Origin of the sequence: Bacillus alkalicellulosilyticus (assembly GCF_002019795.1) — a bacterium.
Lineage (GTDB): Bacteria > Bacillota > Bacilli > Bacillales > Bacillaceae_F > Bacillus_AO > Bacillus_AO alkalicellulosilyticum.
Map to the genome: position 1 here is coordinate 3,561,240 of NZ_KV917381.1, position 26,221 is coordinate 3,587,460.

Consider the following 26,221-nt stretch of genomic DNA (forward strand, 5'->3'; position numbering starts at 1 on the left):
ACGAGTGCCCTTCTTGTATCAGGCGGACAACGATTTGGAGCCATTGCCACCACCATAATTAAAGGCACTGAAAAAGTTAAGTTTTTAACTTTTTCAGTGGCTTCGTTGACCTTTTATCCCACCCTCAAAGCAATAGACTTCTTATAGAAAAGAGATAATAGCAGTCGCTTTTTTTATTGGTCAGCCATTAACTATGGTTGAACGGACAATGCACCTGATGTCCGGAGCAGTTGTCTTCCCTTTTACCTAACCGTGTTACGTAATGTTCCAAGTTCTTTCACTGAGATTTCAATAACATCCCCTGGTTTTAAGTGTTTGGGAGGGGTGAATCCACTCCCTACACCAGCTGGCGTTCCCGTCGCAATGATGTCTCCTATCTCAAGTGTAGTGCCTTTTGAAATCGTTTCTATAATGGTAGGAATATCAAAGATAAACTGATTTGTGGATGCAGCTTGACGGATTTCACCATTAACCTTAGTTTGTAGAAATAACTCATCAGGATTTTCGATTTCACTTTTATGCGTGATCCATGGACCCATTGGACAAGATGTATCTAAGCTTTTCCCTAAAAGAAATTGCTTGTGTTTACGTTGAAGATCACGAGCGGTCACATCATTGACTAGCGTATAACCAAAGATATAATCTTCTACCTCGTCTTTTTGAATATTCTTCCCCGTTTTTCCTATAATAACGGCAATTTCCCCCTCATAATCAAGCTCTTTTGTTAGCTCAGAATGACTGTCTATGAAAGCATTTGGTCCTGTAACTGTAGTCGGAGTTTTAGAAAATATCATCGGGTTACTTGGTATATCTGCGGCACTTCCCATCTCAATTGCATGGGCCGCATAATTTTTACCGACGCAAAATATATTTTTCCTTGGTCTTGGAATAGGTGCAACTACTTGTACTGTGTCCCATTGGTATGTACACTGTTTCAATTGATTTTTTTCAATCCATTCCAATAAATTTGATACTTCTTTCAGAAAGTCTTCTCTTTCCAAACAATCTATCAATGAATTCGGCAGAGGGTTTTCCGTTTTCATTATCGTTTGTGCTTCGTTTAAATTCACGATTTCGTTGGCTTCGTTTATGACCACACCTATGGAAAAACAATTATTTTGCTGTAATGAAACAAATCTCATATTTCCACACTCCTCCTATTATGTACTTACCTTGTATTATAGCTAATATTAAAATTATACTGAAGTGAGTAGACTTTCACTGTTTAGAGTGAGGGAATCGTTCCCAAACTAAGTGTAGGTGAAATTAATATGGTATGATAGTACAAGTGATTTTTTAGAATTGAGGGAACGCGAATGAATATTGTTGTTACTACATTAAATGCAAAATACATTCATACTTGTTTAGCATTGAGATACTTGAAAGCTTATGCTGAACCGGATTTTTCTATTACTATGGTTGAATACACCATTAACGACCCTGTGATGAACATCGTATCTGACTTATTTACAAGAAAACCTGATGTCATCGGTTTTAGTTGTTATATTTGGAATATAGAAGAAACGATTAAAGTGATTGAAATGATCAAAAAAATTAATCCAGACGTCAAAATCGTTCTTGGGGGTCCTGAAGTCAATTATGACGTTGAGTACTGGATGAATCGGATTCCAGAAGTTGATTTTATTGTCGTCGGTGAAGGGGAAGAAACCTTTAAGCACTTACTTGAAGAACTGTCGACTACAAATAAATATCATATGGTATTTGGTGTTGCTTACCGTAAAGGGGATGACATTATCGTTAATCCTCCTCGTCCTAAGTTGAAGCTTGAGGATGTCCCTTCTCCTTACCGTTTTGACGAAGACCTTTCAGCTCTTTCAAAACGGGTTACGTATTTTGAAACAAGTCGAGGTTGTCCTTTTAGTTGCCAGTTTTGTTTATCTTCGATTGAAGTCGGTGTCCGTTATTTTGACATTGAAAAAGTAAAGGCTGATTTGCTCTTTTTAATCGAGAAAGGGGCGAAACTAATCAAATTCGTTGACCGGACGTTTAATATAAAACGAGATTATGCGATGGACATGTTTTCTTTCCTTATCGATAATCATCAAGGCTGTGTGTTTCAGTTTGAAATCACGGCTGATATCATGCGACCTGAGGTACTTGAGTTCTTAAACAAAGAAGCCCCTCCTGGTGTGTTTCGTTTTGAAATTGGGGTTCAATCTACCAATGACGCTACTAATGAGTTAGTCCAACGTAAACAAAATTTTGAAAAGCTGAAACGTACGGTTACGATGGTGAAAGAAGGCGGGAAAATTGACCAGCATCTTGATTTAATTGCTGGCCTACCTGAAGAGAATTACGATTCTTTTCGCAATACGTTTAATGACGTTTTTGCGATGCGTCCAGAGGAGCTTCAACTAGGTTTCTTAAAAATGTTACGTGGGACAGGCTTACGGTTACGCGCCACTGACCATGACTATATTTATATGAATCATGCACCTTATGAAATTTTAGGAAATAACATTTTACCGTTTTCTGATATTGTCCGAATTAAACGTGTTGAAGATGTGCTAGAGAAGTATTGGAATGCTCACAGGTTAGACCAAACGGTTGAATACTTGGTTACGCATAGTTTTGATTCACCATTTGATTTCTTCCAACAGTTTGGAGATTATTGGGACAAAAATGGCTGGGCAAAAATCGGACATCAACTTGAAGACTTGTTTCAACGGCTTCACAAATTTTTACTATCAAAACATGTAAAAGATATGGACATTATTGAGGCTCTGATGAAATATGATTTCTTTATGAATCATAAACATAAACCAAGAAAAACATGGTGGCCGTTTACAATGACGAAACAAGAGCAATCAAGCTATTTAAAGCAATTGGCCCTAAATCCTGAGCTAGTCGATGCGAAGTTTGCTAACCTTGAGCTATCGGAAAAAGAACTTCACAAACACACGATGATTGAAACGGTAGCGATTGATGTTCTACATTATATTCAAACAGGTACAATAAAACGTCAAGATACATTACTTATCTTTTACTTTGAACCAAAACAAAATTACGTTGAACCATATGCCATTCAGGCAAAACAAAGTACAACTGCTTCCTGAAAAAATAACAATGACTTAGAGGGCAGGCCAAAAGGATAAAAAAAGAGGGCACTGAAAAAGTTTAAAACCTAACTTTTTCAGTGCCCTCAAAACAACCTTTTGGTCCACCCTCTCCCTTCTTTTTATGTCCTTTACTAATATGAGGTGAATATATGGATAAACGTGTTGCTTATACTCTAATCGCACTAGGCGCTACATTATGGGGTATGATTGGTTTCTTTGTTCAACGCTTGTATGATTATGAACTAACCCCATTACAAGTGACAACGATACGTGTAACTTCTGCAGCGATGATTCTTGTGTTGTTCTCTCTTATCAAAAATCGGAATTGGTTAATTGTGAATGTCAAAGATAGTCATTATTTTGTCGGTACTGGCATTTTAAGTATTGTGTTCTTTAACTGGTGCTTTTTTGCGGCCATCCAAGAAACTTCAATCTCTGTTGCTGCGATTTTACTTTATACTGGTCCAGCCTTTGTAACGATTTTATCCCGAATCTTTTTTAAAGAGTGGTTTACCATTCGAAAAGTAACTTCGCTTGCTGTCACATTAGTAGGCTGTAGCTTTGTGATTGGATTTTTACCAACGATTGATTCTACCATTTCACTATATGGACTTATCGTAGGTCTTGGTTCTGGTTTAGGTTATGCCTTATACAGCATTTTTGGAAAAGTAGCTTTAAGAAAGTACCATCCAATGACAGTCACGAACTATACTTTTATTTATGCAGCTCTTTTTTTACTTCCGCTTAGTCAACTATGGACAGTCCCACATATTTTTTCCATACCTGCCGTGTGGGTGTATGGAATAGGGTTAGGATTTTTACCGACGGTTTTGGCATTTATCTTATATACCCGTGGACTTCATGAAGTTGAATCTAGTCGGGCATCAATTATCGCAACGATTGAACCCGTAGTTGCCGTGTTAATTGGGGTATTGCTGTTTCAAGAAGTACTTACTAGCTGGCAAACGGTAGGAATAGTCATGGTCATTGCTGCAGTCATCATTGTTCAAGAAAAAGCCAAACATTCCGAAAAAGAAGCAGTAAAAAAAGCGGTTTAATTTGCTCCTCAAGGTCTTCCATTGTATTGTTTATATATAGAGAAATGGAGGGATTAGAGTGAACAACGTTATTGAAACATTAACCAATCATCGTTCGATCCGAAGCTTTACTGAACAGACAATAGACAACGAATTACTTGACCAAATTGCTGATGCAACTCAAGCGGCACCATCTTGGATTAATGGGCAGCAAATGTCTGTTGTCGTTGTAAAAGATTCAACTACAAAACAGCGATTAGCAGAATTAGTTGGAAATCAATCTGCTGTAGCAGAAGCACCTGTGTTTTTTGTGTTTTGTGCTGACTTTTATCGTGCTAGTCTCGCCAGTACAATGGAAAAAACAAGCTTTGCCGTTAGCGATGATATTGATGCTCTTCTTGTTGGCGCTACCGACGTTGGCTTGGCGATGGGAAATGCGATTGCAGCAGCAGAATCACTTGGACTCAGTATCGTCCCTATTGGAGGCATCCGAAAAAATCCATTAGAAGTCATTGAGCTCTTAGACTTACCAAAATACGTTCTTCCGATTTCCGGTTTATGTATAGGATACGCTAATCAAAATCCCGAGCTAAAGCCACGTTTTGCAAAAGAAGCGGTCTTTCATGAAGAGACGTATAAACAAGACCTTATAGACCAAATCGTTTCATATAACCGTACGATGATTGACTACAGCAATGGGCAAGGTCCTTCTTGGACTGAGCGAGTTGCCTCTTTCTATTCCATGCCTTTCACTTCATACACGGCGGCTATGTTAGAAAGACAGGGTTTTTCTTTTAAAAATACACTTTAACAGCCATGGCATTGGCTTCACGGACGACAAAAGAGAGGGCACTGAAAGTTAGTTTAACTTTTTCAGTGTCCTCCCTTTTTTTACTTGTTAATTTGGTCGTTTTTTACAATATCGTACCCTTTTTGTTTCATTAAATATTCTAAGGCCACTTTGTATGTCCGGAATACTTTTTTGTTTGTTCGGACTCCGTTTGCTACAAACTGTTTAACCATATCCTTTGGAAACGCTACATAGACAGGTTCTGCTCCCACTAATGCAACCGCTTCTGATAACATTTCTATTTGCATGACTAACTGGTCATTATCAATGATTTTCATACTACTAAAATCAAAAACGATAAAGTCTATACCACCCTGCACACATGCATTTAATAGCTTTTTCTGGAGTGCATCAAAGCGGGTTTGGTCATAAGACCCAATTAATGGTACGAGAAGAGCATCATCGATGATAGTCGGCATAATTGGGGTCGATAATTCTTCAAGTAAGAGTTGGTTTTTCTTGATTACCTCCTCTTTAACCGTTACATCATTCCATACTAATAAATATCCAGTCGTTTCTTTTTGTAAGTTTTGTAAAGTTGAAATCGAGATTTCGGCTGTATATTTACCCCATAATGAAATTTTTGAAGAATACGGCATATTTATACCTTCTAATATATTTCTTTGTTTATGTGCAAAGTTACTATGAAACTCACTTAAATGTTTGCCAATGACATCGTCTGGGCTAGTAATGTGTATATCTTCTTTCATATCATTCAATATCGTTCTAGCAACATCATTTATCCAGACAAGTTCATGCTGAAGATTAGCCACAAATATACCGGCATGAATACAATTTAATGTTTGAATCGTTTCCTCAGATAATAATGCTTTTCCTGTTGTCATCAAATGTACCTCACTTTTTTCTAGGAATGTTTATAAAAACGATTGTTGTTTTGCTGACACTTGTGGGCTAATTCGCTACACCCCTTTTTTTTCATTTCGGCTATAGTTTCAACCATTTCATATAAAAAGAGCGGTGTTGTTTTTCTTTCGCTAAATTGCCCAGCAAACGACCAAGGTCCATCCGTTTCAAGTAACAATTGGTCCATCGGTATTTTTTGTACAAGCTCTTGGTCCCGACTACGGTAGCATACTTCAGGGGTAACTGATATCATATACCCTTGTTCAATAATACCTGCAACTACTGGTTCCGGTGCTTTTAGCCAATGAAAATGAGCTTGCACTCCTTTAACTTGTTTTAACAGATGTAACGCTGTAGTAGCTTCACTATGAACAGCATGAATAGAAAGTGGTAATGACAATTCCACGCCTAATTCAATCCAGTCCTGAAAATCTTCACGGTATTGCAATATGTCGTTTAGTGATAACTTTTCTTTTATGTAAAAGGGTAAACCAATTTCACCAATTGCAACAATACTCTCTTTCTCGGCATTGACTAATTGAAAAAGTTCTTGCTTTTCTTTTGGAGCGACAGGTTTTTGTTCTGGATGATATCCGATAGCCGCTAAGACAAAACTAGGATACTTTTGTTTTAATTCAAGCGTTCGATAAGAAGAAGCTAAATTTGTAGATACCGCCACTACGTTAGTTATCCCTCTTGATAACCAGTTGTCTATTTGCTGGTCTAGAAAGCTATCTTCATACTGGTCTAGATGAATATGTGCATCAATCACGGTATAGTTCTTCCTCTCCATATGAAGTGAGTAATAAAATGAAGCCACTAAAAAAGTACAAAACAAATTCTATTCTTTAGTTTATTCTGTATGGTTTGAATATTTCCTTTTTCCTTTTTCTAACATCGACTTGGATAACTACTTAACCTCTTTAAAACTTCACAAAAAAACTACCAAAGGATACTTATCCTTTGATAGCTTTTTCTCGTAATGGAGATGGAGCCGGTTTGCCAATGTAATAGCCTTGTGCTAGTGGAATTCCTAAGTAGCGACAATACTCAAGCTCTTCTTTTCTTTCTATTCCTTCAGCAAGAAGCGTTACTTTATACGCTTTAGCATATTCATTAATGGCTTTAAGCTTCGCTTGTTTGTTTCTGTCTTGGTCGCAATGGTCAATAAGCTTACGGTCAATTTTTGCATAATTCGGCTTTAATTCTCGTAATACATCCAATGTTGCATAGCCAGAACCTAAATCATCAAGAGCCACTTTCATCCCATGTTCTTGATATACACTTAGGATCTTTTGCAAATGTTTAATGCTTTCAATTTTCTCTGTTTCGACCACTTCAAAGACAAAATCATTTGGGTCAACATTATATTTCTCAACCGCTTTAAACGTCGTTTTTAAGCAATGGCTCGGATCATAAATGGATGACGGTAAAAAATTTATAAACCTTTTCGTACCTTTAGGTAGTAAAGTTGAACTTAATTCGATAGCTGTTAATCTTGCCTGGGAGTCTAGTAAGGTTTGTAATCCTGCATCTCTAGAAAAGGAAAATAACTCTGCAGGATAAAAATGATGATCCGTAGTATTCGGCCTCAGCAAAAACTCATAACCAAAAATTTCGTTTGTCTCGAATGAGAGAATAGGTTGTATATGTTGCGTAAATAAGCCTTCATTAATAATTTTTAAATAATTTCTTTTAGTTACCCTTTCTGCTAACTCCTCAAGTGAAACCATATTTGGATACACATGAGCATCGTTACTTGTCCATGTTCCTTGTATATGTCCTTTTTTTTCATTTTTAAAATAATTTTTTAAATTCATAATCATTTCTTCTAATTGGGTCAGAGAAGAGTACTCACATTTTACTAACTTATCCTCTCTTACAAAGGAAACAGCTAGATTTGTTAATTGGGCTTCTATTGCTTCGGGGTCATTGTTTTTATAAAGTAATAGGACTCCTTCTTCAGACAAAGTAGGTATTGCGTGGCACATTATGCAACTCATCTAAGTATCCCCTTCTCAAGTTCTAGTTCATTTATCCTATTATACATTAACATACTGTTAATTTAAAGGTTTTAACATACTGTTATATTTTTCTAATAATACTCTAGCCGCTTGAGTTGGGGATATGCTTCCGTCTTCTACTTGCCTTGATAACTTAGTCCACACTATTTTTATGTCTGGGTGGTGATAAAAATGGTGCAGTACCTCATCCTCCACTAGACTTTGTAACCATTCGAGTTGCTGTGTCTTCCTTCGATTATAAAAGTTTCCATTTGGTTTTGTCGTTCTCGTAAAGTTTAAAATAATCTTCCACATTTGCTCAATTCCCTGACCTGTTAGAGCAGAAAGAGTAAAGGCTTTAGTTCTCCACCCTTCTGAACTACAAGGGAAATACTGCAGAATTTGATTATACTCTGCTTGAAGCGCCTTGGCAGTTTTTGCATTTTCTCCGTCTGCTTTATTGATAAAAATAGCATCAGCCATCTCAATAATCCCTTTTTTCATTCCTTGTAGTTCATCCCCTGCACCTGTCAACACCATCACCAAAAAAAAGTCAACCATAGACTGTACCGTTGTCTCGCTTTGACCAACTCCAACGGTTTCGACAATAATGACATCATATCCCGCTGCCTCACAAAGTAAAATGCTCTCTCTGCTCTTTCTTGTGACTCCTCCGAGCGCTCCATTTGTTGGTGAAGGTCTTATATACGCATTAGGGTGTTTTGACAACTTATCCATTCTCGTTTTATCTCCAAGAATACTTCCTTTTGTTTTCGAACTTGATGGGTCAACTGTAAGGACGGCAACCTTATGACCTTTTTCACAAAGCATCATTCCAAACGAATCAATTACCGTACTTTTCCCTGCCCCTGGAACACCTGTAATCCCAATTCTAATCGAGTTGCCTGTATGGGGTAAAATCGATTGGATGACTTTTTGACCTATGTCTAAGTGCTTACTAGATTTGCTTTCAATTAAGGTTATCGCCTGGGCTAGTATCGTTCGATTGCCAGAGAGGATTCCTGTTGTATAGTCATCAATAGATACGTTTTTTCGCATTGGTCTATGTTTTTGAGGATTTTTCATTGTTTTTTATCCTCCTTAGTCATTGATTTACATCCTCATCATGACCGAGGCGGGCCTTTATTTCTTCCACTACCTTTTGAGCAGCAACTGGAATAACCGTTCCTGGACCAAAAATTGCTTCTGCTCCGTTTTCATATAGAAAAGGATAATCTTGTTGTGGAATAACGCCTCCTACGACAACCATAATATCGTCCCTACCTAACCTTGATAGCTCCGATACAACTTTAGGTAGCAATACCTTATGTCCTGCAGCAAGTGAGCTCATCCCAAGAACATGTACATCGTTTTCAACAGCCTGAGACGCTGCTTCTTCAGGAGTTTGAAACAATGGTCCAATATCTACATCAAACCCTAAATCAGCAAATGCCGTAGCAATTACTTTTGCTCCTCGATCATGTCCGTCCTGGCCCATTTTTGCCACCAAAATACGAGGTCGTCTTCCTTCTACTTCCGCAAATTCATCTGTCATTTTTTGAACTTGTGTAATAACATCCTCCTCTTCACCAAACTCTAAACGATACACTCCAGATATTGAACGTATAACTGCTTGATGTCTTCCAGATACTTTTTCTATCGCAGCTGATATTTCTCCTAAAGAGGCTCTTGCTCTCGCTGCTTTTATCGAAAGTTCAAGGAGATTTCCTTCTCCTGTATTTACTGCTTTTGTGATGGCATTTAGTGTAGAAGTCACTTTATTTTCATTACGGTCTTTACGTAATTGCTTTAGTCGCTCAATTTGCGCTTGGCGAACAGCTGAATTATCTATCGTTAAAATTTCTAACTCATCCTCATGCGGGAGAGCATACTTATTAACTCCGACAATCGTTTCCTTGCCTGAATCAATTTGCGCTTGCCGACGTGCCGCTGCTTCTTCAATTCTCATTTTGGGCAGTCCACTTTCAATTGCCTTCGCCATTCCGCCTAGTGATTCTATTTCTTTAAGATGTTCCCAAGCTTTTTCTAATAACTCTGTGGTTAAGGATTCAACATAATATGAGCCTCCCCATGGATCAACCACATTACATATTCCAGTTTCCTCTTGCAAATATAGTTGTGTATTTCGGGCAATTCGAGCTGAAAAGTCAGTTGGTAGGGCAATCGCTTCATCCAAGGCATTTGTATGAAGCGATTGGGTATGGCCAAGCGCAGATGCCATCGCCTCAATACATGTTCTCGTTACATTGTTAAACGGGTCTTGTGCGGTCAAACTCCATCCAGAAGTTTGCGAATGGGTTCGTAATGCTAGTGATTTATCATTCTTAGGATTAAATGGTTTTATTATTTTAGCCCATAATAGACGAGCTGCTCTTAGTTTAGCGATTTCTAGAAAGTAGTTCATCCCAATGGCCCAGAAAAAAGAAAGCCTTGGCGCAAATCTATCAATATCTATCCCTGCATTTATTCCAGTTTTCACATACTCTAATCCATTAGCAAGCGTATAGCCAAGCTCTATGTCAGCGGTCGCACCTGCCTCTTGCATGTGATACCCTGAAATGCTAATACTATTAAACTTTGGCATGTGTGACGACGTATATTCGAATATGTCTGAAATGATTTTCATCGATGTGGCAGGTGGATAGATATACGTATTTCTCACCATATATTCTTTTAAAATATCATTTTGAATCGTCCCTGAAAGTTGCTTCTGACTAACGCCTTGTTCTTCAGCTGCGACAATATAAAAAGCAAGTACAGGAAGAACGGCTCCATTCATTGTCATCGACACTGACATTTTATCTAATGGAATTCCCTCAAATAAAATCTTCATATCTAAAATCGAATCAATCGCCACTCCTGCTTTCCCAACATCACTTTCTACACGAGGGTGATCGGAGTCATACCCTCGGTGTGTAGCTAGGTCAAAGGCGATTGACAATCCTTTTTGCCCAGCCGCTAAGTTTCTTCGATAAAACGCATTGCTTTCCTCAGCGGTAGAATATCCTGCATATTGTCTAATTGTCCAAGGCTTTCTTTTATACATCGCAGGATACGGACCACGAAAAAAAGGTGGAATTCCTGACACAAAATCAAGGTGGTTCATTCCTTTTACGTTTTCTAGCGTATAATAACTCTCTGTTGTTTTCATAGGTTTTGAGTTATCGGGAGGGGGAGTCATCTTTGAAAGTAGCTGTTCAAATGAAAGATTTTGAAACTCAGGCTTATTCATCTTTCCTCACTCCTTTCTGCCGTTGTAAAGTAGCCAAGACGGAATAGCACGGTGTCCTTTCATGGATGAATTGGTCTACTCCTTTACTAATGAACTTTCTCTCAAGAGGTGGAGAAACATTTCCTGCCACAAACAATGAACAATTACTGTTGGATTCCACTGCTTTAAGGATGACTGCGCTCGCTTTCTGCTTATAGTCTTCATCACTTCCACAAATCACAATCGCTACAGCCGTCTCTGAAATATCTGTGATATCAGTTTCTTTGACAGTAAAGGCCCCCGCTTCAAAAAATTCAGCTATCACCTCAAACCTCTTCTGATAATCCATACCTGTACCGACAGCTACTACACATACAAGAGGATAATCACCATTTTTTAATTGATACTGTTTACTAGCCTCTCGCAAGTCTTCAAATGGTTGCGAGGCTCTTGTCGCTTTTATAGGTTTAATCTTATCATCTCTTTCAACTTGACCACCCATTGAACGAGCAATCGTTTCAATAGATTGGTTGTTTTGGGCCATGGTAATGGCTCTTTCCATAGTAAGATGTCCGTCTGTTTGTTCATTTTGTAGGTTTTTCTTTTTTTGCTTATACCATTGTTTAAACTTCTCTTTGTTACGATGTTGGTTGATGTCATTTTCCTTACTGATTTCAAGATAACGGTTAACTCCTACCATTATATCTGCACGTGAGTCGATGTTATTTAGTTTCTCATTCCTAGTTTTTGCAACACATTTCTGGGGGAAACCTGCTTGTAATGATGCAAGGATGCCTCCTTGCTTTTCTACTTGTTGAATAAGCAACCAGGCTTTTTCCGCTAATTCCTTCGTTATTCTTTCAACATACCAAGAGCCACCTGCTGGGTCTTGGTATGTTGAGATATGCGTTTCTTCTTGTAAAATAATCGAAGTATTTCTAGCCATTCTACTTGAAAACTTAGTGGCCGCCTTCTTCGCTTCATCAAAACGACTTACATGGATACTGTCTGCTCCACCAATGGCTGCAGCCAAAGCCTCTGTCGTACTTCGGAGCATGTTAACATAAATATCATCTTTTGTTTTTGTCCATGCCGATGTTCTGGCATGAATAAATAGCTTTTGAGCTTCTTCTTCTCCTCCAAACTTCTCAACAATGGAAGCCCATAGCATCCTTGCCACTCGAAGCTTAGCGATTTCAATAAAAAAGTTTGAACCAATCGAAAAAGAAAATCGAATCGCTCTTGCCGCCTTATCAACCGAAATTCCTCGTTCAGTCAATTCTTGCAAATAGGCAATTCCTGTGGTTAACGAAAACGCAAGTTCTTCCACAGCGCTTGCTCCGCCATTATGGTACACGTCTCCACGGACAAGAATCGTTTGTAAGTCAGGCACATGGGCTTCTTTCCAGATCAGTACATCCTTAGCTGCATCAAAGTAGGTTTTAATTGTATAAGGAAGCGAACCACGCTCAACCCACTCTCCAATAGGGTCTGCTCCAATACAACCCTTTATTTGTTGAATTGGTTTCGTTTCTTTTTCTACTACAGCAGCGATCATTGCTAGAATAGGAAGGGAGGTCGCCCCGCAATAAATATGTACTGGCCTATCTACGATGGAGAGATTATGTAGGCTTGCCTCCACATCGTCTATCGTATATAGATGTAAACCAGTTCCGTTCTCTTCTCCATATTCAATGCTTGCTCGCTTGGTCATCTCAGATAAAACGATATGTAGCGAAGTCTGTCCGTTTTGTAGAGCATGGATGGCTCTTTTATTCCATTCTTCAGGAAGGGAGTCATCAATTTCTTGGCTAATTTCCCATGGTATGTCCTTTTTTGTTTTCGTTCCTCTGATAAAAGGATATTCTCCTGGTAAAGAATGAAGGTAAGGTATTCCTGAAAGGTGTTGACGTTGATACATCGGTTGTAAGCGTATCCCTTCATAAAGACTCGTTGTGAGCTGTTTCGTGAATTCTTGTTGTGTTAACCCTATTTTAGTTTGCCATTGTTGATAGGTGGGTATCGGAAATTCTGAAAAGAATGAGACATCGTTACTATTTGTCATCGCCAATCTCCCTCCTATAATGGGATATTTCCATGTTTCTTTTTAGGTAATGATTTCTGTTTATTTCGAAGCATTTCTAATCCATTTCGAATGACTTTTCTCGTATCTCTTGGGTCAATTACATCATCAACAATTCCATTGGCTGATGCGACATATGGATTGGCAAAACGCCTACGGTATTCTTCTATTTTTTCTAGACGGGTTTGCTCTGGGTTATCACTTTCTCTTATTTCTTTGGCATAAATAATCGTAGCTGCTCCCTCAGGACCCATTACAGCGATTTCAGCATTCGGCCATGCAAATACTAAGTCAGCACCAATAGCCTTACTGTTAAGAGCGACATACGCTCCTCCAAATGCCTTTCGAAGGATGACTGTTATTTTAGGAACCGTTGCTTCTGAATAAGCGAAGAGGATTTTTGCCCCATGACGAATAATGCCACCGTGCTCTTGTTGCACTCCTGGGATAAAACCGGATACATCTTCAAAGGTAATGAGAGGGATATTAAAACAATCACAAAAGCGAATAAATCGAGCACATTTATCAGACGAATTAATATCCAATCCACCGGCCATCATTTTCGGGTTATTGGCAACAATTCCAATTGTTTCTCCACCGATTCTTGCAAAACCAGTAACCATGTTTTTTGCGAAAGCTGCATGAACTTCCATAAATTCTCCATCATCAACAATATGTTTAACGACATTCCGCACATCATATACCTTGCGCCCATCTATCGGAACCAAATCTATCAATTCTTGAATTCTTTCTTCAGCTGAACTAGAGTTACTTGATTTTTTGGAAGGTGGTTTCTCCTTATGGTTTGATGGTAAATAGTATAAAAGCTGCCTTACTTGAGATAATACTTCTGCTTCCGACGGTGCGGTAAAATGAGCATTCCCACTTATCGCTGAATGAACAGCTGCTCCTCCTAAATCCTCACTATTAATTTTGGCTCCCGTCACTGATTCAATTACTTTAGGCCCTGTAATGAACATCTGACTCGTGTTTTCAACCATAAATACAAAATCAGTGATAGCTGGAGAGTAGACGGCTCCTCCTGCGCAAGGACCCATAATGACAGAAATTTGTGGAATCACTCCTGAATAAATTGCGTTACGGTAAAAGATATGGCCATACCCGTCCAACGACAAAACACCTTCTTGAATTCTCGCTCCACCCGAATCATTTAAACCAATAATCGGAGCCCCATTTTCAACCGCTAAATCCATGATTTTTATAATTTTAGAGGCATGCATTTCACCTAACGCTCCTCCAAACACAGTGAAATCTTGAGCAAATAAAAATACAAGTCTTCCATCTATCTTTCCGTACCCAGTAACAACCCCTTCTCCTGGAGCTTCTGCAATCCCAAATTCGTGACTTGTTTTTACAATAAATGGATTTAGTTCAACAAACGTACCTTCATCCAAAAGAAGTTCAATCCGTTCCCTCGCTGTCAATTTCCCTTTCTCATGCTGAGCTTCGATTCTCCTTTCTCCCCCACCTCGTTTCACGTGGTCCCGTCTTTCTTCCATTTCTTCCACTTTGTCAAACATATCCACCGCCATCACTCCTATATTGTCGCATTCCTCGTAAACAACTAATCAGAAACTATGAATAGGGAAAACGCGAGGGCACTGAAAAAGTTCGGTTTTTAACTTTTACAGTGCCCTCGAAAACGTTCTCTTTCCTTAATTTATGAACCTACTCGTCTATACATGTTTCCTTTTTGGAGAGACTATGGATAGACCGCTTTGTTTGAAAAAAACTCTTTTTCAATGTCTTTGTTTTTCTAACGGACTCTCATTCCTCTATTATTAAAAAAATTTCGTTTTCTGTTTGCTAACAGACCCTCGTTCCTCTATCCTACGGAAAATAGCTTTTCACCTGCGTTTTTTATAAATAAGTGCATCTGAGTCCGTTACACCTGAAAAAATGAGTTTTTTCAAAGAATAAGGGTCTCTGTGTCCGTAAAGATAATGGTGGGCAGAGAAATCTGTTTCGCACATATAAAAAAAGAGTAGAAAAGCGGTTATCCGCCTTCTACTCGTTGTTGATATTTTCAATGATTAATGCTATCCCTTGGCCCCCTCCGATACAAAGACTCGCGACGCCATAACGAAGTCCTTTTCTCTTTAATTCATATGCTAAAGAAAGGACAATACGTGTTCCGCTTGCTCCAACAGGATGTCCGTAAGCAATTGCTCCTCCATTAACATTTGTGATTTCTCGTTGTAACCCTAGTTCTTTTTCCACGGCTAAATACTGGGCTGCGAATGCTTCGTTTATTTCAAATCGGTCAATTTTCTCCAAGCTTAGGTTTGCTTTCTGCAATGCTTTTTGAATTGCTGGTACAGGTCCAATCCCCATTTGTGCTGGGTCAACACCCGCTACTGCCCACGATACTATTTTGGCTAGTGGTTTCTTTGTCATTGTGGCTCGTTTCAAACCGTTTACTAGAATTAATGATACCGCTCCATCATTAATCCCACTTGCATTTCCTGAAGTAACCGTTCCGTCTTTTTTAAAGACAGGACGAAGGTGAGAAAGTTGTTGTTTAGATACATCAGGCTTCGGATGCTCATCAAAGCTCACCGTATCCGCTCCAACGTTGACTGGAATGATTTCTTCCTCTGTGTATTTCTTGTCTTTTGCTTCCTTCGCTCTCCACTGACTCTGTAAGGCAAACTCATCCTGCTCTTCTCTTGTTATCTTATACCTCTCTGCCAATGTTTCTGCTGTAATGCCCATCCCCGTTCCAATGTACTCATCTGTTAACGTATGGGTTAGCATATCAACAAATTCCATGCTCCCATATTTCATACCAGCAAACCGACTTGTAAAAGAGGCATGAGGAGACATCGACATGTTTTCAGCCCCTCCAACTAACGCTATGTTTGATTCATTCAGCAACATACTCTGAGCCGCTGAAATAAGTGATTGCATTCCTGAGCCACAGAGACGGTTAACCGTTAACGCTGGGGTTTCTATCGGAACATTTGCATTTAAACCAATATGTCTAGCTAAATAAGCTGCATTCGTACTACTTTGAATGACATTGCCGTAAACAATGTTGTCAATTTCATTAGCTTCCATTTCAGCACGTTGAATAGCCTCTTTGGCTGTGAGGACACCCAGTTCCGTTGCGCTCACCGTTGCAAAAGCTTTTCCATAAGAACCAAATGGAGTTCTTGCACCATCAACTATGTAAACGCCTTCCATAGCATCGCCACCTTACCATGTTTCTATTTACTTTAGTATATCAATAATTTGAGGCATGTTCTTCTTAAAGCTATTACTTAAAAGTAGACCGTTTATGTAAACAATATTATCAATGTAAATTTTCCATTGGATTTTCACCTAATTATGGCTATAGGAGTTTAGCATTTTGAATTTATGGTAATATAATAATTAGTGAGAACGCTTTCTATTTTGGACATGTAAATCAACGAAAAGGGTGTGAACACATGAGTTATAATTCAACCAAGATGAAACGCTTATTAGAAGTGGACCATTTCCTACACGACACTGTGGAGGATATGAAAGGAATCATTGGATGTGAACAAAAAGCAATGGAAGTGGTGTTCCATACGTATATTTTACGTGAACCCATTTTAAAAAATGCCTATGATCATTTAACATAATAGACAATAGTATCTCAGAAGGTTTCTACCTATTGGGATACTTTTTTATTTTATTCTTACTTATTGATTTTAATAACGCTCCTACGTTGGTGATTGACTTGATTTTACTTCTGTCCTATTTCTTTTACGGACTCTGACTATGTTTTTTTAGTCTTTGCCTGTCCGTATTCTCTCCTTTTTCGGACTCCCGCTTTTGCTTTTCTACCTGGGCCTGTCCGTTTCAAGGTTCTTGCCTATCTCTGTTTACGTATTCATTGCTTTAATAATCTAACCTGCTCTGAATCAGTATTCGAACCCTTCCCAGGTGATTTTTTATGAGTTCTCCTTGATTTTCACTCTCTTCAACGGTATATTAAATAGTAATTATTACGATTTGTGCTTATTATTCAAATTCAAGGAGGACAACTATGCTAGACTGGCTTATTATTGGTGGGGGAATTCAAGGTTGTACTATGGCAAGTTACTTAAGGTTAAAGAAAAAAGTCGCTTCTGACAAGGTGGCAATTATTGACCCTCATCCTGCCCCCTTAGCGAGATGGACTCAGTGTACAAGTATTATCTCTATGCCTTATTTGCGTTCTCCTTCCATTCACCACTTGGAACCAGAACCATTCGCACTTGAGAAATACGCCAAAGAGAAAAAGAAAAAGGAATTCCTAGTAGCACCCTATGACCGTCCAAACATTTCCCTGTTTAATGAGCACTGTGAACACGTGTTTCAACAAATTCAAATCAATAAAAGTTGGGTTCAAGGTCGTGTGAAAAGGTTACAAAAACAAAATCTTCATTGGAAAATATCCTTAGAGAATGGCGAGGAATTTAAAAGCAAAAATGTTGTGATTGCAATAGGGCTTAGCGATCACCCTTACTGGCCTCAATGGGCTGCTCAATTAAAAAATGATGGTGCTTCTGTTTTCCATGTTTTCGAAGACAGTCCAAAAAAGCTACAATCAACTCGTGAAGTTACGATCATAGGTGGTGGTATTAGCGCTGCTCATCTTGCTATGAAATGGGGGAACCTTATTCCTGGCCAGGTTACATTGCTCACTCGGCATCCACTTAGGGTTCATCAATTTGATTCTGACCCTGGATGGCTTGGACCCAAATATATGAGAGATTTCTCAAAAGTTACAAACTATGAACAGCGTAGAGACATCATAAAAAAAGCACGTCATCGTGGCTCGCTTCCACTTGAATTAAAAACTAGACTTCTTCAAGCGGAACGCGAACGAAAAATCTCTATTCAGATCGATGAGGTGATTGATGCTAAGACTACTCATAATGAAATCGAGTTATCACTTACTTCAAAAGCAACGAAAAAAACTAACGCCATTCTGTTAGCTACAGGGTTTCATCAAACGATACCAGGAATCGAGTGGATCCATCCGATAGTGGAAACCGAGGGGCTACGTTGTGCAAAGTGTGGCTATCCAATCATTGGTCCAGATCTGCAATGGGATAGAGGATTATTTGTTCTTGGACCTTTAGCTGAGCTTGAAATAGGTCCCGTAGCACGAAATATTGCTGGAGCTAGAAGAGGGGCCGAAAGAATTATAGCAGCAGTGGAATAATAACGTTGAAGGGCACTTGAAGATAGTTTTCAAGTGCCCTTCAACCACTACACAATACTGTAAGCGGTTTCATATAGTTATAAAACTACTCGAAAGTAAGATGCCATTCTAGCTTTTGCACTCTTATCAATTTTCCCTCTTGGTACTGTTTTAAAAACACATTATAGTCCTGAGATAATCTCCTAAAGGCTTGTTCTTCTCTTCTCTCTAACGCTTTATCAATCGCTTTTATATATCTCTGCTTCTCAAAATGATAAACGGAATACTCGACAATTGCTTCTGCATACAATGAATAGACTGTTTTAAGGGATGGATTTGGTCCCGTTTTAAGATTTTTCAGTTGCTTTCTTAGCGTGTTTTCCATGGCGTAATTAAACATCGTTTTCCCACCTTCATCTACTAAGTTTGTCTATGTTTTAGTTATCTATTTATGTAATACCCTTATGTACATATTTCAAACACCATTTTAGAAAAAAATGTTAGTGGTTGTAATTTCTAAATAGATTTCATATACTATTAACACGAACATAAGTTCTCGTCCGAAGGGGGAATTCACTTTGCTAACACAACAAGAGCAAGCTATTGTTCATCAATATGTTCTACTTTCGATTGCCAAACAAGCCCTTGAAGTTGATTTACACACACTTCAGAAAGCTTCTTTGAAATTCCAAGAACCATACCTAGACATTACCTACAATGTCCTTACAACAATTCAACGTGATTTAGCAGTTTTAAAAAGAAACATGCACAAACTACAACTCTCAGTTCGTAAAAATAAAAACGATGGAATGTTTAGTTATTTCGATAGCTATTGCCGTGGCTACCATGAAACCCACCAATACCTAAACATTCATCTAAAAAAAGAAGTATTTCAATATATGTCAAAGTACTTTAAGCAATCAAAACAGGCATAAGTATCCAAAAGGTCAAGTAAATTCTTGGATTATCCTCCTGGTACTTTTATTTTTTGAGGTTTTGGTTTTATGCCATACACCTTTTTAGAGATCTTAGGAGCAAACTGGAATAGCACAATCCCAATGATTGCTGATATTAATATAAATAAACTACCAAACACTTTTACCGACCCCGTTGCAAGGCTCGCAATAATAATCGAAAACTCTCCTCTTTGAGTCAATGAAAAACCAGCTCGTAACGAAACTTTCTTAGATAAGCCGTACCACTGTCCCCCATAAAATCCAACTAAAATCTTAGCAATTATTGACCATACCAACAAACTAATTAGCAAACTTACATAAGGTATTCCTTCTCCAAATTGAATCGTTGTACCAAAATAAAGAAAAAAGAGTGGTAATGTAATGTCCCTTATTGGTAAGATTAATTGTTCCAATTGATGTGTTCTTCTTACCTCGGCTATCATTATTCCTGCTAAGAATGCTCCAAGGACTTCTGAAAGGTTTAGATATAGCGCAAGACCACCGTAAGCAAGGGCAAGACCCACGATAAATAAAATGAAAATATCACTACTCATATATTTATCAAAAAATGTAGATAGCTTTTTAAATACAAGTTGTCCAATAAAGATTGCTCCCAAAGTAAGGGCCACTACCTTTAACACCAGCAAGGTCATCCCAGTAGCAGTAACCATTCCTCCAGCTGTCAATCCGACCAAAATTGCAACTAAAACGGGTGCTACCAAATCCTCAAATATAAGCAACCCAAGTATAAATTCTGATTCTGGATTGGCCATTCGCTTTGAACTTTCAAGTAGTTTCGCTGTAATAGAGGAGCTAGTTGCATATACTACACCACCTATTAAGAATGCTGTAAGAGGATCAAAAAAGAAAAGACAAATTCCCATTGTTACCCCAAAGCTTAGAAGCACATCTAAAGTTCCTGCTCCCGTTACTTTTTTAGCAACCCCACCTAGTTGTTTAATTGGAAATTCCATTCCAAGCATAAAAAAAAGAAGGACAATCCCAATTTCTCCTACGAAATGTAGAAGATGTGACCCAGATAAGAGACCACCAAGAGTAATCCCTAACAGGATAAAAATAATGACTCCAGGTATTTTTACTTTTGTACCGATAAAACCAACAGTGAATAAAAGCAATAATATGAGTCCTGCTCCAAGCATTTCTGGTATGTGGAGTTCCAACCGTTACACCACCTTCCCAGCGCACAATTTTTCAAATTGTTGGATTTGTTCACTTTTTCCTATCGCCATAATGGTATCTCCAGTTTTTAGTTTTTCACTGACTTCAGGACTAGCTATCACTTCGCTATCTCTAAATATTCCTACAATCGAAACTCCTGTCCTTTTTCTTATTTCAGATTCACCAATTGTTTTTTCTGTTAAAGGTGACTCACTTTTAAGCTCAATCCATTCCATTACAATTTGGCTTTTAAATAGAACCATCTTATCTGCATCAATTGGTTGAAATACAGCTCCTAACAGTTGCGCTCCCAACTCTCTAGTCTCATCCGCCGTAAGATTAATTGAAAAGTCAGCTTCATCATCATCTGCATCTTGAAAAAAGTATAATTCTCTTTTACCCGTATGATGAATGATTAATACTATCATGCTTTTTTCAGCTGTTATTAATGACATTTTCTTTCCAATACCAGGTAAATCAGCTACTTTGACTTGCATATGTAGTCCTCCGATCAATTTTTTATAACTTCTTATAATTACTTTTTGGATTATTTCTTAACTTGTCCATTTTGTTATTAATCCTTGATTTTATTTCTTTTTCTTCGTTTTCCACTCTTTCTTTAACAACTACTTTGTTTTCAATAATCTCAACTCGAAAAACCATTCCTTCTTTTACATTAGTCGGAAGTTCTTGGAGCGAGAGATGATATTCCTCTTCCGTTGGTCCTACTAATAATACTCCTATCTTTTTATCAACAATTCGGTCAAGTATTGCCTTTTTCATTGATATCACCTCAATTTTGTATACATGCTAGTCCTTCATCAACAATTTCGGCTAGTCTACCTTTACCTATTCCATTTATTTTTGTTAATTCCTCTACCTTTTTAAATGGTCGATGTTGAACGAGTGCTTCGGCACGCTCTTTTCCGATATGAACAATTTTTTCAAGTTCCTGAATAGAAGCTGAATTTATATCAATGCACATAACATGTTCCCTATTTTCATCATTTTCAATCTTTCTTTCCTCTATTCGTTGAGTTTCTATCTCGTAACTCTTTCCGTCTGTAACAACCAGAATCGTTCCATACTCGATTGTGCCATACAATGGAATGTTGCGTTCGCGAAAGCTATCTAGAACTTCTCTATGAGGATGTCCATATTGATTATTAGCACCAGCTGAAATAATACCTACTTCTGGTTGAACTTCTTGTAAAAACCGTTCAGTATTGGATGTCGTAGATCCATGATGCCCTAACTGGAAAACGTGAGATTTTAATTCATGACCTCGTGATATCATTTCTGCTTCAGTTTGAGCTTCAGCATCTCCCGTAAATAAAAAGGAAATATCTCCATAAATCGCTCGAAGACTTATCGACCCTTCATGAAAATCTCCTGTGAGTTTTTCTGGATTTACGATCTCAAGTTTCAACGAACCAATTTCAAATGTTTCGAATGCACGTGGCTCATAATACGTCGCTCCCGAATCAACAATCGCATCTATGACCCTTTCAAATGTTCTTGATGTATGTTCATCGCCTGAGAGCCACACTTCTTTTACGTCATACTGTTGCAAAACTTGGGCCATTTGCCCGATATGATCAGCATGCGGGTGTGTACCAACGATCAAATCCAATGATGTAACTCCTGCTTGTTCTAGATAAGTCAGCAGGTCATTTTGGTCATGTCGCCCAGCATCAATTAATATTGTAAAATTAGGGCCTTGAAGTAATGTAGCATCTCCCTGGCCAACATCTATAAAATGGACAATGAGCTCTTCTTGCGGCTCTGTATATGTTGCTATTGCAACCACATTTTGTTCAGCTTCAACTGAACAACCAAACATTAATAAAATCACACACCAATATAAAATATATTTCATCTGTTCCCCTCACCTTTTTTTCTCTAAAAGAGTATAACATAGGTACGAAGCCACTGAAAAAGTACAAACCACCTTTTTCAATGCCATTAATTTTGGTTGCAATGGTTCCACAGCTGCCCGCCTGCTACGAGAAGCCCGTTCGTAGCAGGCTTTAAAGAAATGCAACGGTTACGCACATTGCTTAGAGGGCACTGTAAAAGTTAAAATCGAAGTTTTCAGTGCCCTCCATAGGTACCATTGGTCTTCATTTGATATCACCTACAAAATCAAAAACCCTAGACAATAGCGGTGTCTAGGGTTTTCGGTTATGCACTTACTTTTTTTATTGTTATATGAACATCAATTTTACCTATTGAACTCTCTAAAGGTAACGTTATAAATGATGATGCAGAACGAAATGTGGAGCTTCCGTTGTTCACAACGGGTGGTGTTACATCAATAATAGTATTATCTAATGATAATTCCGTTGCCATTGTTCCTCCAACCCAATTTCCAAATTCCTGAATTGCACTCCAACCCATATCATCAATCGCCTCAACCGGCATGCCGCCCATCATTGTCGAAATAATCGATATTGCAGTTGTTTCGTCCATCGTACAGATTAACTGCCCTTCTAATTGACCGTTAATTCCAAGAATAACTGCGACGTTATTAGAAGGGATAACGTTTTTTTGTACAAATGGATTTAAGAGCTTCACATCTAAACCTAGATGACTTGTTAGTATATTTTTAGTTGCACGTGTGATTGCATTTACATGTTTTGCTTCCATTAGACCCCCACCATTCCAATCTTTAGCTTAACACTTTTTTTATTGATTCAATGACACGGTCAGCTTGAAATGGCTTAACTACAAAATCCTTAGCCCCTGATTGGATAGCATCAATAACCATCGCTTGTTGCCCCATAGCCGAACACATAATCACTTTTGCATTACTATCGATTTTTTTAATTTCTTTTAACGCTTGAATTCCATCCATTTCAGGCATTGTGATATCCATTGTTACTAGTTGTGGTTTTAACTCTTTGTACTTTTCAATTGCTTCTGCTCCATTAGCTGCTTCACCAGCAATTTCAAAACCATTCTTAGTTAATATATCCTTAATCATCATTCTCATAAATGCTGCGTCATCTACAATCAATACTGATGCCATATTATACCACCCCACAAGACTTTTCTTTTTTACTTTTTATTCGGTAATTACTTTTTCTAAATTTAATAACGTGAACAATCGACTTCCAATTTTTACGACACCACGTAAATACGTAGCCTCTACGCCCCCTACCACTTCAGGAGTTGGCTCAATCTTATCTTTTTGAATGTCAATTACATCATTTGCGCCATCAACAATAAATCCCATTTCAATGTCATCTTTTGAGACGACAAGGATTCTTGTAGCATCATCATATTCTTTTTCTTCAATGCCAAAGCGTTTTCTTAAATTTATCACAGGTGTAATCACACCGCGTAAATTCATAACACCAGTTACAAAAGGATAGGTTCTCGGGATACGTGTTACATTTTGTATCCGTTCGATCGATTGTACATACTCAACCTCTATCGCATATTCCTGGTCTTTTAATTGAAAAACGATTAGCTTTAAAGCTGTATTCAATTCTGTTTCAGTGGACACTCATATTCCCCTCCTAACCTTTACTTAATAAGTGCATTCGTATCAACGATTAATGCAACTTCACCATTTCCTAGTATCGTCGCACCAGAGATAGCAAACACATCTGTTAGATAATTCCCTAACGATTTTAATACGATATCATGTTGTCCAATTAGAGAACTTACAATTAACCCCGCTACTTTATCTCCTTTATGGATAATAACTAACGAATTAAAGTCGCTCTCTTCTTCTTCTCCTGGAACTTCAAATATATTACGTAAGGAAACGAGAGGTACTACTTTACCACGGAAATCAATTACCTTTTGGTTGTGCGTCGTATAGATTTCCTTTTTATTCACAATTGCAGTTTCTACAATTGATGAAAGCGGAATAGCATACTTTTCTTCTCCTACTTCAACCAACATTACATCAATAATCGATAACGTCAATGGAAGTTGAATCGAGAAAATTGACCCTTTGCCTTCCGTTGAATCTACGGTTACAATCCCACCTAATGATTCAAATTTAGCTCGTACTACATCTAAACCGACTCCACGGCCAGAAACGTCTGTAATTTGGTCAGCTGTACTAAACCCTGATGAGAATAATAATGAAAACACTTGCTGGTCAGTCATCTTTCCAGCTTCTTCTTCATTAATAATTCCTGATTGTAACGCCTTATTTAATACTCGTTCTCGGTTAATTCCTGCGCCGTCATCTTCAATTTCGATAAAGACATTGTTGCCGCTGTGATATGCTCGAAGAATAACGGTTCCTTCTTCCGGCTTCCCAGCTTCTCTTCGAACTGACGGTAACTCAATCCCGTGGTCAATTGAGTTTCTTATTAAATGAACAAGTGGATCTCCAATCTCATCGATTATCGTGCGGTCTAACTCTGTTTCAGCACCGACAATTTCAAGATTCACCTTTTTGTTCAAGTCTTTAGATAAACTTCTTACCATTCTTGGGAAACGATTAAATACTTGCTCTACAGGCATCATTCTCATGTTCAAGATAATTTCTTGAAGGTCCCCTGATATCCTAGACATTCTTTCTACTGTTTCATTCAACTCACTATTGTTAAGCTCCGTAGAAATTTGTTCTAATCTTCCTCTATCTATAACTAACTCTTCAAATAAATTCATCAATACGTCTAGACGCTCAATATTTACTCGAATTGTTTTGTTTCCTTCGTTACCTGTCTTCTTAGTTGTCGTTTCTTCCACTTTTTCCTTTTTGGTTTCTCCTTGTGTCCCGCGAGAAGAAGCTAATTGTTTTTCCTCTTGCTCTTGAGAAGCTTTCTTTAATTGGTCGCCGTCAATATCACTAATTTGTACGTCAACAATTTCAGATACTTTGTTAATTCTTTGAGAAACCTCATTAGCTTCAATCTTTGTGATTAAAGTAACTAAGAAATCTTGTTCAAATTTTTCATCCTCAAGTTCTTCAGCACTAGGTGAAGTTTTAATAATTTCACCTATTTGTTCAAGGACTTCAAACACCATAAATACTCTAGCAGCTTTAAGCATTGTTCTTTCATCTAAGGTAACCTTTACTTGATAAGCATAATATCCTTGTTCCTTAGATTGAGTGATTACTGCTTGTTCAAACTGGTCATAACTTTGCATAACTAAACCGGATTGTTCACTAGATGGTTGTGACGGAGTTTGTGTCTCTGTTCGTTTTTCAACTTTAACAGACCCACCTTTTTCAATTTGTTCTAGCATAGTAACAATTTCAGAAACATCACGCTTACCAGTACCACCACTTGCAATATCATTTACCATGTGTTCTAAGTCATCCACAGACGCAAAAACAACATCCAATACTTCAGAAGAAGGTGCTAACTTTTTATTACGCAAAAGGTCAAGTACATTTTCCATATTATGTGTCAAATGTGCTAGATCCTCATAACCCATCGTTGCAGCCATCCCTTTCAACGTATGAGCAGAACGAAAAACTTCTCCAACGATAGATATGTCATTTGGTTCTGTTTCTAGCTTAAGCAAATTATCATTTATCGCCTGTAAGTGTTCCTGACTTTCATCAATAAAAACATCTAAATACTCTGCATGGCTCAAGACCTTTTTCACCTCGACTATTTCTTATGTCCTTATTAGCTACTATTTTTTTACTAGTTTGGTATTGATTTATTTAATAATAGCACAATTATAAGAAAATAAGTATTATTTCGACAAAATTCATCTAGTTTTTGTAAGACTAATTAACTATATCATAACCCATATTTTTTATAGTTCAAGACTTTAT

At 38.0% G+C, this 26,221-nt stretch carries 24 protein-coding genes; 6 read left to right on the forward strand and 18 right to left on the reverse strand.

Going from position 1 to position 26,221, the window contains the following annotated elements:
• Positions 1-242: 242 nt before the first annotated feature.
• Entirely contained in the window at positions 243-1,142 is a 900-nt protein-coding gene (locus tag BK585_RS17930) for a fumarylacetoacetate hydrolase family protein (RefSeq protein WP_078555309.1), read from the reverse strand.
• A gap of 174 nt (positions 1,143-1,316) precedes the next feature.
• On the opposite strand from BK585_RS17930, the gene BK585_RS17935 reads away from it, so the two are divergent.
• From BK585_RS17935 to BK585_RS17945, 3 genes are all read left to right on the forward strand, one after another.
• Complete coding sequence (locus BK585_RS17935) at positions 1,317-3,077, forward strand: B12-binding domain-containing radical SAM protein (protein ID WP_078555310.1); 1,761 nt, start codon at positions 1,317-1,319, stop codon at positions 3,075-3,077.
• A gap of 152 nt (positions 3,078-3,229) precedes the next feature.
• Positions 3,230-4,138, forward strand: coding sequence for a DMT family transporter (locus BK585_RS17940; RefSeq protein ID WP_078555311.1), 909 nt, complete (start codon positions 3,230-3,232; stop codon positions 4,136-4,138).
• Between the two features lie 58 nt (positions 4,139-4,196).
• On the forward strand, positions 4,197-4,928 hold the full coding sequence (locus BK585_RS17945) for an NADPH-dependent oxidoreductase (protein ID WP_078555312.1): 732 nt from the start codon (positions 4,197-4,199) through the stop codon (positions 4,926-4,928).
• Between the two features lie 80 nt (positions 4,929-5,008).
• On the opposite strand, the gene BK585_RS17950 is transcribed toward BK585_RS17945, so the two are convergent.
• The 8 genes from BK585_RS17950 to BK585_RS17985 all read right to left on the reverse strand — a co-directional run bounded on the left by BK585_RS17950 (position 5,009) and on the right by BK585_RS17985 (position 16,356).
• Positions 5,009-5,812: a hypothetical protein gene (locus BK585_RS17950; protein ID WP_078555313.1), complete on the reverse strand. Its 804-nt coding sequence runs from the start codon at positions 5,810-5,812 to the stop codon at positions 5,009-5,011.
• Between the two features lie 20 nt (positions 5,813-5,832).
• Positions 5,833-6,603, reverse strand: coding sequence for a TatD family hydrolase (locus tag BK585_RS17955; RefSeq protein WP_078555314.1), 771 nt, complete (start codon positions 6,601-6,603; stop codon positions 5,833-5,835).
• A gap of 184 nt (positions 6,604-6,787) precedes the next feature.
• Positions 6,788-7,834, reverse strand: coding sequence for an EAL domain-containing protein (locus BK585_RS17960; protein WP_078555315.1), 1,047 nt, complete (start codon positions 7,832-7,834; stop codon positions 6,788-6,790).
• A 57-nt stretch (positions 7,835-7,891) separates the two neighbouring features.
• Positions 7,892-8,920 (reverse strand): methylmalonyl Co-A mutase-associated GTPase MeaB, encoded by a 1,029-nt coding sequence (meaB, locus tag BK585_RS17965; RefSeq protein ID WP_078555316.1) that lies wholly within the window; start codon positions 8,918-8,920, stop codon positions 7,892-7,894.
• A gap of 19 nt (positions 8,921-8,939) precedes the next feature.
• The gene (scpA, locus tag BK585_RS17970; RefSeq protein WP_245805918.1) at positions 8,940-11,036 is read right to left on the reverse strand and encodes a methylmalonyl-CoA mutase; all 2,097 of its coding nucleotides are present in this window, start codon (positions 11,034-11,036) and stop codon (positions 8,940-8,942) included.
• A gap of 43 nt (positions 11,037-11,079) precedes the next feature.
• Complete coding sequence (locus BK585_RS17975) at positions 11,080-13,131, reverse strand: acyl-CoA mutase large subunit family protein (RefSeq protein ID WP_078555318.1); 2,052 nt, start codon at positions 13,129-13,131, stop codon at positions 11,080-11,082.
• A 14-nt stretch (positions 13,132-13,145) separates the two neighbouring features.
• Positions 13,146-14,690, reverse strand: a complete 1,545-nt coding sequence (locus tag BK585_RS17980; RefSeq protein ID WP_419095575.1) for an acyl-CoA carboxylase subunit beta — start codon at positions 14,688-14,690, stop codon at positions 13,146-13,148.
• A 487-nt stretch (positions 14,691-15,177) separates the two neighbouring features.
• On the reverse strand, positions 15,178-16,356 hold the full coding sequence (locus BK585_RS17985; RefSeq protein ID WP_078555320.1) for an acetyl-CoA C-acetyltransferase: 1,179 nt from the start codon (positions 16,354-16,356) through the stop codon (positions 15,178-15,180).
• Positions 16,357-16,601: 245 nt separating this feature from the next.
• Between BK585_RS17985 and BK585_RS24175 the strand changes: the two genes are divergently transcribed.
• Positions 16,602-16,778, forward strand: coding sequence for a hypothetical protein (locus BK585_RS24175; RefSeq protein ID WP_170885641.1), 177 nt, complete (start codon positions 16,602-16,604; stop codon positions 16,776-16,778).
• Between the two features lie 407 nt (positions 16,779-17,185).
• A complete protein-coding gene (locus BK585_RS17990) occupies positions 17,186-18,349 on the forward strand; it encodes an NAD(P)-binding domain-containing protein (RefSeq protein WP_078555321.1) in 1,164 nt (387 codons plus the stop codon).
• Positions 18,350-18,434: 85 nt separating this feature from the next.
• Here BK585_RS17990 and BK585_RS17995 read toward each other — a convergent pair whose 3' ends face one another.
• Positions 18,435-18,728: an IDEAL domain-containing protein gene (locus tag BK585_RS17995; protein ID WP_078555322.1), complete on the reverse strand. Its 294-nt coding sequence runs from the start codon at positions 18,726-18,728 to the stop codon at positions 18,435-18,437.
• Between the two features lie 178 nt (positions 18,729-18,906).
• Between BK585_RS17995 and BK585_RS18000 the strand changes: the two genes are divergently transcribed.
• The gene (locus BK585_RS18000) at positions 18,907-19,263 is read left to right on the forward strand and encodes a YhjD family protein (RefSeq protein WP_078555323.1); all 357 of its coding nucleotides are present in this window, start codon (positions 18,907-18,909) and stop codon (positions 19,261-19,263) included.
• A gap of 29 nt (positions 19,264-19,292) precedes the next feature.
• Here the strand turns inward: BK585_RS18000 and BK585_RS18005 are convergent, their stop codons facing one another.
• From BK585_RS18005 to BK585_RS18040, 8 genes are all read right to left on the reverse strand, one after another.
• Positions 19,293-20,465, reverse strand: coding sequence for a cation:proton antiporter (locus BK585_RS18005; protein WP_245805861.1), 1,173 nt, complete (start codon positions 20,463-20,465; stop codon positions 19,293-19,295).
• Positions 20,466-20,468: 3 nt separating this feature from the next.
• Positions 20,469-20,960 carry a cation:proton antiporter regulatory subunit gene (locus BK585_RS18010; RefSeq protein ID WP_078555324.1) on the reverse strand — a complete coding sequence of 164 codons (492 nt, stop codon included), beginning with the start codon at positions 20,958-20,960 and terminating at the stop codon, positions 20,469-20,471.
• Positions 20,961-20,982: 22 nt separating this feature from the next.
• Positions 20,983-21,246: a DUF3006 domain-containing protein gene (locus BK585_RS18015; RefSeq protein WP_078555325.1), complete on the reverse strand. Its 264-nt coding sequence runs from the start codon at positions 21,244-21,246 to the stop codon at positions 20,983-20,985.
• Between the two features lie 10 nt (positions 21,247-21,256).
• A complete protein-coding gene (locus BK585_RS18020) occupies positions 21,257-22,342 on the reverse strand; it encodes an MBL fold metallo-hydrolase (RefSeq protein WP_078555326.1) in 1,086 nt (361 codons plus the stop codon).
• A gap of 305 nt (positions 22,343-22,647) precedes the next feature.
• Positions 22,648-23,112 carry a chemotaxis protein CheX gene (locus tag BK585_RS18025; protein ID WP_078555327.1) on the reverse strand — a complete coding sequence of 155 codons (465 nt, stop codon included), beginning with the start codon at positions 23,110-23,112 and terminating at the stop codon, positions 22,648-22,650.
• Positions 23,113-23,134: 22 nt separating this feature from the next.
• Positions 23,135-23,494 carry a response regulator gene (locus BK585_RS18030; RefSeq protein ID WP_078555328.1) on the reverse strand — a complete coding sequence of 120 codons (360 nt, stop codon included), beginning with the start codon at positions 23,492-23,494 and terminating at the stop codon, positions 23,135-23,137.
• Between the two features lie 36 nt (positions 23,495-23,530).
• Positions 23,531-23,974, reverse strand: coding sequence for a chemotaxis protein CheW (locus BK585_RS18035; RefSeq protein ID WP_078555329.1), 444 nt, complete (start codon positions 23,972-23,974; stop codon positions 23,531-23,533).
• Between the two features lie 20 nt (positions 23,975-23,994).
• Positions 23,995-26,034: a chemotaxis protein CheA gene (locus BK585_RS18040; RefSeq protein WP_078555330.1), complete on the reverse strand. Its 2,040-nt coding sequence runs from the start codon at positions 26,032-26,034 to the stop codon at positions 23,995-23,997.
• Positions 26,035-26,221 lie beyond the last annotated feature (187 nt).

What these genes read in the sequence shown, in the direction of transcription:
- BK585_RS17935 (WP_078555310.1), top strand. Translation starts at nt 1,317, where the DNA reads ATGAATATTGTTGTTACTACATTAAATGCAAAATACATTCATACTTGT.
- BK585_RS24175 (WP_170885641.1), top strand. Translation starts at nt 16,602, where the DNA reads ATGAGTTATAATTCAACCAAGATGAAACGCTTATTAGAAGTGGACCAT.
- BK585_RS17940 (WP_078555311.1), top strand. Translation starts at nt 3,230, where the DNA reads ATGGATAAACGTGTTGCTTATACTCTAATCGCACTAGGCGCTACATTA.
- BK585_RS17930 (WP_078555309.1), bottom strand. Translation starts at nt 1,142, where the DNA reads ATGAGATTTGTTTCATTACAGCAAAATAATTGTTTTTCCATAGGTGTG.
- BK585_RS17975 (WP_078555318.1), bottom strand. Translation starts at nt 13,131, where the DNA reads ATGACAAATAGTAACGATGTCTCATTCTTTTCAGAATTTCCGATACCC.
- meaB (WP_078555316.1), bottom strand. Translation starts at nt 8,920, where the DNA reads ATGAAAAATCCTCAAAAACATAGACCAATGCGAAAAAACGTATCTATT.
- BK585_RS18025 (WP_078555327.1), bottom strand. Translation starts at nt 23,112, where the DNA reads ATGGAAGCAAAACATGTAAATGCAATCACACGTGCAACTAAAAATATA.
- BK585_RS17950 (WP_078555313.1), bottom strand. Translation starts at nt 5,812, where the DNA reads ATGACAACAGGAAAAGCATTATTATCTGAGGAAACGATTCAAACATTA.
- BK585_RS18015 (WP_078555325.1), bottom strand. Translation starts at nt 21,246, where the DNA reads ATGAAAAAGGCAATACTTGACCGAATTGTTGATAAAAAGATAGGAGTA.
- BK585_RS18010 (WP_078555324.1), bottom strand. Translation starts at nt 20,960, where the DNA reads ATGCAAGTCAAAGTAGCTGATTTACCTGGTATTGGAAAGAAAATGTCA.
- scpA (WP_245805918.1), bottom strand. Translation starts at nt 11,036, where the DNA reads ATGACTCCCCCTCCCGATAACTCAAAACCTATGAAAACAACAGAGAGT.
- BK585_RS17980 (WP_419095575.1), bottom strand. Translation starts at nt 14,690, where the DNA reads ATGTTTGACAAAGTGGAAGAAATGGAAGAAAGACGGGACCACGTGAAA.
- BK585_RS17985 (WP_078555320.1), bottom strand. Translation starts at nt 16,356, where the DNA reads ATGGAAGGCGTTTACATAGTTGATGGTGCAAGAACTCCATTTGGTTCT.
- BK585_RS17995 (WP_078555322.1), bottom strand. Translation starts at nt 18,728, where the DNA reads ATGTTTAATTACGCCATGGAAAACACGCTAAGAAAGCAACTGAAAAAT.
- BK585_RS17990 (WP_078555321.1), top strand. Translation starts at nt 17,186, where the DNA reads ATGCTAGACTGGCTTATTATTGGTGGGGGAATTCAAGGTTGTACTATG.
- BK585_RS17960 (WP_078555315.1), bottom strand. Translation starts at nt 7,834, where the DNA reads ATGAGTTGCATAATGTGCCACGCAATACCTACTTTGTCTGAAGAAGGA.
- BK585_RS18030 (WP_078555328.1), bottom strand. Translation starts at nt 23,494, where the DNA reads ATGGCATCAGTATTGATTGTAGATGACGCAGCATTTATGAGAATGATG.
- BK585_RS18020 (WP_078555326.1), bottom strand. Translation starts at nt 22,342, where the DNA reads ATGAAATATATTTTATATTGGTGTGTGATTTTATTAATGTTTGGTTGT.